Genomic DNA, 10,909 nt, shown 5'->3' with positions numbered 1-10,909 from the left:
ACTATGGTTATCAACAGCCAGCCTTGGCAGCGTAGAAGAATCCATTCAATCCGCTGTCCGAAATCTCCGCAGCAGCTCAGCCCATTCTTGTTGGTGGGTCGTGCCTCCTTTTGTGTTTGGGTAGCGTTGTCGCTGGTTATCTGTTCATGGCGGGGAAGGTCGCTAACTGCATGGCCGGGCGCTGGCAGGTGGACTACCCAGGCGAAACACCCCGAACGCTTCACCACTATCACCGACCCCAAAATCCTCGCACTCCCCGGACCCGCGTGAATCAATCCACCCAAGGAAATCACCGAACAGTCAGCCGCGTAACTCCCCTTGATACCGTTCAGCTTGAAAAATTCCGGGCTCGCAGGTTGCTTGCCCCATGGTGCGGCTGAGCTTCGTACGATGCGATGGCGTGACAACGGCGACCACACTCAGGCCAGGTTGGTGCCTATGGCTCCGGTGAAATAGGGGACGAGCCAGATGGCCCAGACGAGAAGTGAAAACTTGTGGAAGCGTTTCTTCTCGACATCGCGATTTCGCAGCAACACGATGACGGCCCAGCCTAGGTGGATCACCATGAGCAGCAATGCTGCCGCCCCGGTGACGGCCATCACGGCGTTGAGGCCCGCACCGATTCCACCGGGCCGAACTTCGCCTGATGCCGCGAGTTGAGTCATCAGGTACGTTCCGCTGGCGTCGCAGATCAGGCCGAGTGCAAAGAATCCCGCATGCCACCACTTCAGAACGCGTTGGAGATGCTCCGACCATACGCCGATCGAGTAAAAGACCAGAGCTGAGGTGATGAGGATGATCGCAGGCAAGAGCATGTCTCGAGACTACGGGTGCAGCGATTTCTCAGGATCATCCAGAAGGTTGATGCGGGGATGCCTCCGCATCCGCGCATTGCCTTCGTGGTCGAGGATGACATGACGGAACGGTGGGATGCCGTGGTGCTTATGGAGCGTTCGGTGTCAGGTCCCAGTGACCGGCCAAGGCACCCGCGACCGACCCGACGGCCTTCTTGGTCCGCTGAGAGGCGTTTCGTCAACCGGTCACGGAGCTTGGATGGTTTGATTAGTCCGTGCTCCGTCTAAAACGCCGTATGGCTGTCAGCCTGTTCGCGGTTTGTCTCATCACCGCGTTCTCGTTCTGGGCAACCCGGCAGTCCGGCGCAGACGTCCGCGGGGCCCTCTCCGCACCCCTGCGAGCGGGGGTGAAACTTGACATGTTCTCCACCGGCATCAGCACCGCCGTTGACGTGACCCCGAGTCCGGATGCCCAGTGGCTCATCCGGGCTGCCGCGCAGACCGGGATCCCTGCCCGCGCGCTCCGGGCCTACGTTGCAGCTGCAGCCACTGCCAACGTTTCCGCTCCGACGTGCGGGATCGGCTGGAACACCGTGGCAGCCGTCGGCTCCGTCGAATCCGCGCACGGAACTTACGGCGGCGGCAGCCTCGACACCGCAGGGCAGGCGAGCGGCCCCATTCTGGGCCCGAGCCTCAACGGCGCCGGATTCGCCGCCATCGCCGACACGGACGCAGGTGCCCTGGACGGCGACGCCCGCTGGGACCACGCCGTCGGACCCATGCAGTTCATCCCCTCCACCTGGCAGCTTGTAGGCCAGGACGGGAACGGCGACGGAACGGCGGACCCGTTCAATATCGACGACGCCGCCCTCAGCGCGGCGACCTATCTGTGCGCCCGCGGCCGTGACCTCACAACCGCCCAAGGATGGACCGACGCCATCTACTCCTACAACCAGTCCGATCCCTACATTCGCCAGGTGCGGGCCCAAGCCACCGCATACGCCGCGAAGACGGGCACCGCCGAATGAGTCCACGGGCTGAAGGCCGCCCATGGCGGTGAGTGTCAGGGGGGTGTCCCTATGCTTTTGGTCAAGCGGCTTGGGGAGTTTTTTCCTGGTAGAGGGTTCCGTTTTTGAGCATGGCGAAGATGACGTCGCATCGGCGTCGGGCGAGGCAGATGACGGCGGCGTTGTGTTTCTTGCCTTGTTCGCGTTTCCGCTCGTAGTAGGCCTTGGAGAGCGGGTCATGGCACGAGGCGATCCAGGCGGACCTGAAGAGCGCGTTCTTGAGTTGTTTGTTGCCGGAGCGGGCGGGGAATTCGCCGCGGATGGAGGTCCCGGAGCGGCGGGTGACGGGTGCGATGCCGGCGTAGGCGGCGAGATGGCCGGAGGTTTTGAAGCTGCTCGCGTCGCCGATGGTCAGGAGTATCGTCGCTGCGGTCTTGATGCCTACTCCCGGCATGGACATCAAGACCGTGGAAAGAGGGAAGTCATCGAGGAGTTTTTCGACTTCGTCGGCGACGATCGTGCGCTGGTGTTTGAGTTCCTTGATCTGGGCAGCGACGCGCGGGATGACGAGTTCGACAGCGTCCGTTCCGGCGACGGTGACGGTCTGCTCTCCGAAGGCGGTGAAGATTGCATCCACGATATTGGCCGGGTCCTTCCGGTTGTGGTTGCGGGCCCAGCGCAGCACGTTGGACCGGCCTGCAGCGCGCAGGCCCGTGGGGCCGGCGTATTTGATCAGCAGCTCCAGGACCAGTGGACGGGTCAGGACCGTGCCGGGAAAGGCGCGCTCCAGGGCCGGGAAGATCTGCAGCAGCAGGGACCGCAGCCGGTTGATCGCACGGGTGCATTCGTGGGTCAGGTCGGCGTCGAACCCGGAGAGAACCTTCAGTGCGGAGAGGACCTCGCTGTCCCGGTCCACGGCCCGCAGCGTGTGCGGCATCGCCCGGGCTGTCTCTGCGATGATGAACGCGTCCCGGGCGCCCGTTTTCGAATTACCGGGATACAGGTTTGCTGCTTTGCGCATGGCCAGCCCGGGCAGGTAGGCGACTTCGCAGCCGCAATCCCGGGCCACTGCCACGGGCAGCGCGCCGATGGTGTTGGGCTGGTCCACGACCATCAGCACGTTCCCGTGCTGCTGCAGCGTCGTGAAAAGCTCCCGCAGCCGGGCTTCGTCCTGCGGTAAAGGCTTATCAAAAAGGCGTTCGCCGGCGCGGCTGAGCGCGGTGGCGTGGTGTTCGCTTTTGCCGACATCGAGTCCGCAGTAAACGTCGAATCCCTGATCCATGCTGGCGCTCCTTTGCACCACTAAATGGCCGCAGTCACGACACCCGCTGCCGGCACCCACGTTACGAAGAGACCTGGACCCGCTGGTCCGGCCTTGTCCCTATCAGCGGTCAACAAGTGCCTCCGAACCCGGCGACAACACCCCCCCTGTGAGTCTTGATGTGGCTGGTCCGGGACCGGCTGGCAGGGTTGGTACTGGCCGCCCCTCCTTGGCTGTGACTCAACACCCCCTCGGCCCCTTCGTGGGCCTTGGATCCGAATTGTCCAGTCAGGGGATGGCGGCCGGTGCCTGCCCGGCCCACGCCGATGGCTTGATTAGAAGACTGCCCAGCCCCCTTGGGGCTGTGGCCCATCACAGGAATGCCTCGGAGTGACCTTCACCCGGGCCGACGCAGGCCGCGCCGCGGCTAGAAGTATCTGCCCATTCGTAAGGAAGGAACCCCCAGCGATGACCACTGTTGCACACTCCTACCCGTTCGTCATCGGTGTCGACACCCACGCCCGCACCCACACCTACGCCGTGCTCGCCGCCAATGGCGAGCACCTGGGAACCGAAGCCTTCCCCAACACCCACACGGGCAGGACCCGCGCGATAACCTGGGCAGCCCGCCGCAGCGGCGGCGACCTCGGAACCGTCTGGGTCATCGAAGGTGCCGGCAGCTACGGGGCGCTGCTCGCCGGCACCGTCGCACGGGCCGGGTATCGCGTCGTCGAAGCGCCTAGGGTCAGGACCTACGCGCCTGCGCGGCGCGGGGCTGGGAAGTCCGACCCGCTGGACGCGGGCGCGATTGCTGCGGCGGCCCTCCCGCTCGAGGAGTCCGAACTCCGTATCCCGCGTCAGGACGAGGGCGTGCGGGCCGCCCTGCGCGTCCTTGTGGCCGCGAGGGAGCAGATGACGGTCGAGCGCACGGCGAAGGTCAACGCACTCACCGCCCTGCTCCGCAGCGTCGACCTCGGCGTCGACGCCCGCAAGCCTCTCACAGACGCCCAGATCACCGATACCTCCCGCTGGCGCGCCCGGGAGGAGGCCCTCGCCGCCGCGACAGCCCGGGCAGAGGCGGTCCGGCTCGCCAAGCGCATCACCGTCCTTGATGCCGAGCTCAAAGACAACCAGCGCCGCACCACGGAGCTCCTCGAGGCCAGTCCCGCCGCGGCCCTGTTGGAGGAAACCGGGATCGGTCCCGTCACCGCCGCCGCGGTCTACACGGCGTGGTCGCATCTGGGCCGGGTTCGTTCCGAGGCCGCGTTCGCCGCCCTCGCTGGCGTGAACCCCATCCCCGCATCGTCTGGGAACACCGTCCGGCATCGGCTCAACCGGGGCGGCGACAGGCGCCTCAACAGCGCCCTGCACATGGCCACCATCGTCAGAATGGTCCACGACCCCGCAACCCGTGCCTATGCCGAGCGCCGGAAGGCAGAAGGCAAGAGCCCGCGCGAGATCCGCCGTTGCCTCAAGCGATACCTCGCCCGCCACCTCTACCGCACCCTCAACGCGCTCCACGCCAACGACAGCACGATCCCAAAGGCAGCTTGACAGATATAGAAGATTCGGATCATCAGTAACAGGGCAGGAAAGTCATACCGGGTCCAGCGACCATGCCCCCGGCGATCGGGGACCCAATAAATGTAACGGGGCCGGCGGCGCCGAGGAGCTCGAGCGCCGCAGCGATGGGGCATCCGCCACGCGGTTCCGGGTGCATGGCGGCTTGATTCTCCCATCGTCGGTCTTGAGTCGTTGGGTTCGATCACCCTAAAGTGATGGGGAACCACAAGCACTTCAGGAGATGACATGTCCCTCGTCCGCGTGCATAACTTCTCGGTCTCCCTCGACGGCTTCGGCACCGGCGAGGGCCAGCAACTCGACGCTCCGTTCGGTCACGCAGGCTCACGGCTAATGGAGTGGGCATTCGAGACGCGCACCTTCCGCGAGATGGGCATCCACGGGGAGTCGGAGGGATCCTTCGGCGTCGACGAGGCGTTCGCCAGCACGTGGAGGCCCGGGATCGGCGTGGAGATCATGGGGCGCAACAAGTTCGGCCCTCACCGCGGTCCCTGGGAGGACGAGGAATGGAAGGGATGGTGGGGCGATAACCCTGTCTTCCACACCCCTGTCGTTGTTCTGACACACCATCCCCGGCCGGTACTGAAGATGGAAGGCGGAACAACCTTCCATTTCGTTGACGCAGACCCCGTCTCCGCGCTCCAGCAGGCCCGCGCCCTGGCCGGAGACCTCGACGTCCGGATCGGTGGGGGCGTCAGCACGGTTCGACAGTTCCTCGACGCCGATCTGATCGACCACATGCACATCGTCCTCGTGCCGATCGTCCTGGGCCGGGGCGAACGGCTCTGGGATGGACTAGAAGGACTCGAACGATGCTTTGACATCGAAGCGACCCCTTCTCCATCCGGAGTTCTCCATCTGGTCTTCACTCGTCGCACGGCCCGGTAGGCCCACTTGGGAGCGACCGCCCGTGGACGACCGTCCATCGAACACTCAATTTTGCGGAGTGCCTCGAACGGCGGGTGTGAATCTCAGCGCTATCTGGCGTCGTTCCGTCAGCATTGCCTGCCGGGTGCCCCTTCAGGGAACACCTCTCGAATAGTCGTCCACAATGTGCACCCCCCTTCCTCTGGTCCTCGCCCAGAAGCCGGGATCTCGTCAAACATGAAGTCGGAGCCGCTGGGTCTTCCTCGGCCTCTTTCCCGTCACAGTCGGTAAGGGCGGCCGCCATCATTGTGGAATTCTTGGCGGGGCCCGGGACTATTTCGTTGAATTAAGCAGTTATGCAGCTGGAGCCGGACTGGGTCTGCGCGCAGCGCTCTAGCATGACGACGGGAATGAGATTACGTGACGACAACGCCTGCAGAGGGAGTCGGCTTCCGCTCGAAGCGCGGACCCATACTGATTTCATTGATGCTCTCGACGGGTCTGGTGGCGATCGATTCGACGATCGTCGCCACGGCGGTGCCGTCGATCGTGCATGACATTGGTGGGTTCGCGTCTTTTCCGTGGCTCTTTTCTGCCTACCTGTTGGCGCAGGCCGTGTCCGTGCCCGTCTACGCTAAGCTCTCCGACGTCGTCGGCCGCAAACCAATCATCCTGATCGGTATCGGGCTGTTCCTGCTCGGTTCGATCCTCTGCGGATTGGCATGGAGCATGCCGGCCCTCATCGCGTTCCGTGTGCTGCAGGGCTTGGGCGCGGGAGCAGTCCAGCCGATGGCGATCACGATCGCCGGCGATATCTATACGTTGACTGAGCGGGCGAAGGTGCAAGGCTACCTTGCGAGCGTGTGGGCGGTGTCCTCCGTCGTTGGCCCGACGCTCGGGGGCGTGTTTTCCGCACTGGGCATTTGGCGTGGGATCTTCCTCGTGAACATCCCACTTTGCCTCCTGGCAGGGTGGATGCTGCTCCGAACGTTCCACGAAAATGTCGAGCGCGCTAAGCACCGGGTCGACTATCTGGGGGCGGGCCTGCTGACTGTCTCGCTGACCCTGATCATTCTCGGGGCCCTTGAAGGCGGCCAGGCGTGGGGCTGGACCTCCGCCGTCAGCGTTGCGGTGTTCGCCGGCGGGGCACTCTTGTTCGCCGCGTTCATCCTCGTCGAGCGGAGGGCCGCCGAGCCGGTCCTGCCGCCGTGGGTCGTCTCCCGGCGGCTGCTGGCGACGACGGCACTGATCTCCTTTGGCGTTGGAGCGGTCATGCTTGGCCTCACCTCCTACGTTCCCACGTTTCTCGAAGGAGCCCTCTCGACCTCCCCGATCCTGGCCGGCCTCGCGCTGGCAGCATTGACCATCGGCTGGCCGATCAGTGCGTCCCAATCGGGCCGGTTCTATCTTCGGATGGGGTTCCGGAAGACCGCGATGATCGGCATTAGCATCACGGTCATCGGTACAGCAGCACTTGCCCTCACCGCCTCCACACCCAACGTTCTCCTGGTGGCGGCGAGTTGCTTTATCGTAGGTCTCGGACTCGGTCTGGTGGCGACCCCGAGCCTCATCGCCGCACAGTCCAGCGTCGACTGGAATGAGCGCGGAGTTGTCACCGGTACTAATCTTTTCGCGCGGTCGATCGGCAGTTCCATCGGTGTCGCGGTTTTCGGGGCGGTTGCTAATGCGATTTACTCAGGCACTCCGGGCGGCAATACGGATCCGCACACAGTCGTCTCGGCCTCCGGGGCTGTTTTCCTGGCCGTACTGGCCGCTGCCGTACTCACAGTCGTCGCCGTTATCGCGATGCCCGCCACAGACAAGAAGACCACCGCCCACTCGACCATAGACCCTGGGGCGGCCGCCGAGCCCAGTTCGGTATCTACACAGGATTAAGGTCGCCCCCAGCCCTGTCCCTATGGCGTTCGCCTGGACTGCCCGTTTCCGGTGACAATCCAGGCTGGTTTCAGCGCCACCTGGCCGGGTACTAGAAGAGCCGAGCGATGCCCCGTTTTTGGCGTTGCTGCTGTAAGACATGAAGCGGTCTGCACAATGAGCGAAGCGAAAGGAACCCTGAGCGGGCTCGGTGGGTTCGAATCGTCAGCGTGACCACCCTGTTGCTGGTGCTGCCGGGGAGCAAATTTATGGTGCTCGGACTGGTTGGCCTGGCATTCGGCGACGCCGTCCGTCTCGGCGGCTTCTTTCAAGTGACTGCTCTGATCATCGTTCTCATGCTCGCGCGAGGCGGCGTGCGATGGGTTTTCAGACGAACCGACCAGAGCGCATCCATAATCGCCGTTCCGAAGATATAGGGCCCTGATGCGCCCACCCTTCCGCACACGATGCGCTTTCGGGTCTCTCACCGTCCTCTGGAAACCAACGATATGTATCAAGACTGGAAGCATGGCCATCGGCATCCCACGTAACCTTTCGCTCGGCGTTCTATTCCGAGGGGCGGGGTCGAAGTTCTGGTGGCCGAAGTGGCAGACTTCGGTCATGAGAATCGAGCAGTGGTGGCCGAGGCTTAAGCCCTCAACGCGGGAATGGCTGGTCGAGAACAACGGAGACGCGGTTCCGCCGGAGATGATCGTCGAGATCACGCAGGCTGGTGGGTCAGTGTCTTCCGATGCGTGGTGGGTCGGTGAGAGCCGGCCCTCCGGCTTCTATTTCTCGGACGAAGGCGTGGACTGGATTGAGGCGGTCGGGAACGGCGAAGTGCCTGAACCTCGCTGAGCGGCGCCGCTGAAGTGATGCTCCGGCTTCCTGGCAGTGCATTCCCGGAAGATCGGGCAGCATCGATCACCTCGACGAAAGCCCCGACGCGGGCTGGTGCACCTCGACCGCGACGCGCGGCCCCACGCTGACGCTGCAGTAGTCCAGCCATTCACACCTGTGGACGTTCGGTCCGGTCTTTGCGTTTTTGTCCTCCGGGGTTGCCGCCTTGGGCTCTGAGCGGAGAGGGAGCATCTCCCGCTCTTTCTGGCGGTGCCGCTGTTCCGCTGATCGGCCCCAGGCGGTTCCGGTAAGAATGAGGGCGATGCCGACATACCCGGCGGTCCCTATGCTGTCGTGCGCGATGGCTATTCCGATGACGGCTGCCCAGACCGGTTCCGTTCCGAGGAGGAGACTAACCCGTGATGCCGAAGTTCGCCTGACCGCCCAGATCTGAACGAAGAAGGCGAAAACGGTGCAGATGAGCACCAAATAGAGGAACGTCACTCCCTGCCGGGGGTCCAGCCGGGCGAGGTAGTGCGGGATGGAATCCCCGTAAATGAACGAGCCTGTCGTAAAGAGAAACGCGCAGGTTCCCAGCTGCGCCGTGGTCAGGTGCAGCGAATCCATGGCTTTGCCACCGGTGAGTTTGTGCATGGAGACAACGTGCGCAGCGCGCATGACCGCGGCGCCCACGCCATCGAACAAATCGCCGGCATCGGAGGTACCGAAGCAAGCATCGGCCACCGGATCAACGAATTCTTCGTGGCAGCTGCCGTCGTCGCCGCGAGCGACTGCGTCGGGTTGATGCCCCGCTACACGACCGAAATGGACCGCCACCCTGACTTGGTGCTCCGCCCATTTTCCCGCTTTGGACCCGGCCGGCACATCGACTGCCTTGCCCGCCCGGAAACCCTCGAACGAGCAAGCGTGAAAAGCGTCCTAGCCGGACTCCGGTCCGTCACAGAAAGGCTCGCCCCGCTCACACATTCTTCCTGAGGCGGGCCGACGGCCTCCCTGGCGGCTGCGCGTCAAGCTCCCCGCTGTCCGGGACAACAAGAGAGTCCAAGCTGGCCGGCTGTACCCATGAAGTTCAGGGTGGGCGGCGACTACGGGGTCTCGCTTCCGGGTCGCCCACGTCGTTCGAGGTTGACTGGCCGGCGATGATTCTCTGGGCGGTTCTCATTGCCGCCTCCATGGTGCTCATGAGCATTGGCCTGTGGCGGGCCATGTTCTTCGGCTACATGCCAGACCCTGCGCTTGTTGAGGACCTGCGGGTGGGCAGCCTGTACATCTTCGCAGGAGCGCTGGCATCCCTGGCCGCGGCTGTAAGGTCAGTGTTTCTGAGGCATCCCCGCTGGGCTATTGGCTTCGTTGCGGCGAGCGCCCGGGCCCGGGCCTCCGTTGTGTCCCGGCCGCGATGGGCCTAGAGTGGCGGTCTGCCAAGTGCGCGCCATCCCGGGAGGCGAACATTCACCGGAGGCCGCCCCCACCGTGCTCGTCAAGGAGATATTTATGGAATCCCGTACGCTCGGTTCGCTCACCGTCTCGGCCTTGGGTTTGGGCTGCATGGGCATGAGCGAGTTTTATGGCCCCGGCGAGGAAAACGAGTCGATTGCCACCATCCAGGCCTTTCTCGACGCCGGCGGAAGCCTGCTCGACACCGCGGACATGTATGGCCCGTTCACGAACGAGGTGCTTGTCGGCCGTGCCATCGCGGGCCGGCGCGACGACGTCGTCCTGGCCACCAAATTCGGCAACGAACGGCGGCCCGACGGCTCCTGGGTTGGCATCAACGGCTCGCCCGACTACGTGCGCGCCGCCTGCGATGCAAGCCTGCAGCGGTTGGGCGTGGACCACATTGACCTGTACTACCAGCACCGGGTGGACAAGACCGTCCCGATCGAGGAAACCGTCGGAGCCATGGCTGAACTGGTACAGGCCGGCAAAGTTCGCCACCTTGGCCTGTCCGAGGCCAGCGCCGACACCGTGCGCCGGGCCCACGAGGTGCACCCCATCACTGCCTTGCAGACCGAATACTCGCTGTGGGAACGCGAGCCGGAGAGCAAGGTCTTCCCGGTTCTCGAAGAGTTGGGCATCGGCTTTGTCCCCTACAGCCCGCTGGGCCGCGGCTTTCTGACCGGCCAGTTCCGCAGCCCGGATGACTTTGCGGCGGACGATTTCCGCCGACACTCCCCGCGTTTTCAAGGCGAGAACTTTGCCCGAAACTTGCAACTCGTGGATCGGGTCAAGGAGTTGGCGGATGCGAAAGCCTGCACCCCGGCGCAACTGGCACTGGCCTGGCTGCTCGCCCAAGGCGACCACATCGTTCCAATCCCGGGTACCAAGAACCGCGGCCGTCTGCGGGAGAACCTGGGCGCTGCCGACGTCGAACTCTCCGCAGGTGACCTGAATCGTCTGGACGAACTCGCTCCCGCCGGGGCGGCAGCCGGAGCGCGGTACCCGCACATGGATTCGATTGACGTCTAGGCGCGCGGCGGCTTCCCCTCGCAGCGCTGGTTGATCTTAGCCCGTGCCCTCCCGTGCGGGGGATTAAGGAGTAAGGCCTCTACCTCCGTGCGTGTCGCAGAGGCATAAGATCGCCATGTGGATCCCCGCACTGTTCCTGATCATGCTCGTCATCTGGGTACTGGTCTATTACTGGCCACTCACTGCGACCGGGCTCG

12 protein-coding genes are annotated in these 10,909 nt (G+C 64.1%); 9 read left to right on the top strand and 3 right to left on the bottom strand.

Translation table 11 applies throughout. The features are described 5' to 3' along the window. Positions 1-419 precede the first annotated feature (419 nt). Positions 420-815: an HsmA family protein gene (locus BJQ90_RS09475; protein WP_226760037.1), complete on the bottom strand. Its 396-nt coding sequence runs from the start codon at positions 813-815 to the stop codon at positions 420-422. A 275-nt stretch (positions 816-1,090) separates the two neighbouring features. On the opposite strand from BJQ90_RS09475, the gene BJQ90_RS09470 reads away from it, so the two are divergent. After that, on the top strand, positions 1,091-1,822 hold the full coding sequence (locus BJQ90_RS09470; RefSeq protein ID WP_226760036.1) for a lytic transglycosylase domain-containing protein: 732 nt from the start codon (positions 1,091-1,093) through the stop codon (positions 1,820-1,822). A 61-nt stretch (positions 1,823-1,883) separates the two neighbouring features. Here BJQ90_RS09470 and BJQ90_RS09465 read toward each other — a convergent pair whose 3' ends face one another. Beyond that, complete coding sequence (locus BJQ90_RS09465) at positions 1,884-3,083, bottom strand: IS110 family transposase (RefSeq protein ID WP_226760035.1); 1,200 nt, start codon at positions 3,081-3,083, stop codon at positions 1,884-1,886. 447 nt (positions 3,084-3,530) lie between these two features. Here BJQ90_RS09465 and BJQ90_RS09460 point away from each other — a divergent pair, with 447 nt between their 5' ends. The 5 genes from BJQ90_RS09460 (at position 3,531) to BJQ90_RS09440 (ending at position 8,243) form a co-directional block, all read left to right on the top strand. Beyond that, the gene (locus BJQ90_RS09460; protein WP_226760034.1) at positions 3,531-4,616 is read left to right on the top strand and encodes an IS110 family transposase; all 1,086 of its coding nucleotides are present in this window, start codon (positions 3,531-3,533) and stop codon (positions 4,614-4,616) included. Positions 4,617-4,871: 255 nt separating this feature from the next. Next, the gene (locus tag BJQ90_RS09455) at positions 4,872-5,531 is read left to right on the top strand and encodes a dihydrofolate reductase family protein (protein WP_226760033.1); all 660 of its coding nucleotides are present in this window, start codon (positions 4,872-4,874) and stop codon (positions 5,529-5,531) included. Between the two features lie 465 nt (positions 5,532-5,996). Continuing rightward, on the top strand, positions 5,997-7,406 hold the full coding sequence (locus BJQ90_RS09450) for an MFS transporter (protein ID WP_264197145.1): 1,410 nt from the start codon (positions 5,997-5,999) through the stop codon (positions 7,404-7,406). A gap of 209 nt (positions 7,407-7,615) precedes the next feature. Further along, positions 7,616-7,822, top strand: a complete 207-nt coding sequence (locus tag BJQ90_RS09445) for a hypothetical protein (protein WP_226760031.1) — start codon at positions 7,616-7,618, stop codon at positions 7,820-7,822. Positions 7,823-7,913: 91 nt separating this feature from the next. Then, positions 7,914-8,243 (top strand): hypothetical protein, encoded by a 330-nt coding sequence (locus BJQ90_RS09440; RefSeq protein WP_226760030.1) that lies wholly within the window; start codon positions 7,914-7,916, stop codon positions 8,241-8,243. A 66-nt stretch (positions 8,244-8,309) separates the two neighbouring features. On the opposite strand, the gene BJQ90_RS09435 is transcribed toward BJQ90_RS09440, so the two are convergent. Continuing rightward, positions 8,310-8,879 carry a DMT family transporter gene (locus BJQ90_RS09435; RefSeq protein WP_264197143.1) on the bottom strand — a complete coding sequence of 190 codons (570 nt, stop codon included), beginning with the start codon at positions 8,877-8,879 and terminating at the stop codon, positions 8,310-8,312. 9 nt (positions 8,880-8,888) lie between these two features. Between BJQ90_RS09435 and BJQ90_RS09430 the strand changes: the two genes are divergently transcribed. The 3 genes from BJQ90_RS09430 (at position 8,889) to BJQ90_RS09420 (ending at position 10,712) form a co-directional block, all read left to right on the top strand. After that, positions 8,889-9,221, top strand: coding sequence for a hypothetical protein (locus BJQ90_RS09430; RefSeq protein WP_226760028.1), 333 nt, complete (start codon positions 8,889-8,891; stop codon positions 9,219-9,221). 164 nt (positions 9,222-9,385) lie between these two features. Then, positions 9,386-9,652, top strand: coding sequence for a hypothetical protein (locus tag BJQ90_RS09425; RefSeq protein WP_226760027.1), 267 nt, complete (start codon positions 9,386-9,388; stop codon positions 9,650-9,652). An 85-nt stretch (positions 9,653-9,737) separates the two neighbouring features. Beyond that, positions 9,738-10,712, top strand: a complete 975-nt coding sequence (locus tag BJQ90_RS09420) for an aldo/keto reductase (RefSeq protein WP_226760026.1) — start codon at positions 9,738-9,740, stop codon at positions 10,710-10,712. The last annotated feature ends 197 nt before the right edge of the window (positions 10,713-10,909 follow it).

It is taken from the genome of Arthrobacter sp. SO3 (assembly GCF_020532825.1).
Taxonomy (GTDB): Bacteria; Actinomycetota; Actinomycetes; order Actinomycetales; family Micrococcaceae; genus Arthrobacter.
This window is presented reverse-complemented; position numbering and strand designations above follow the sequence as displayed.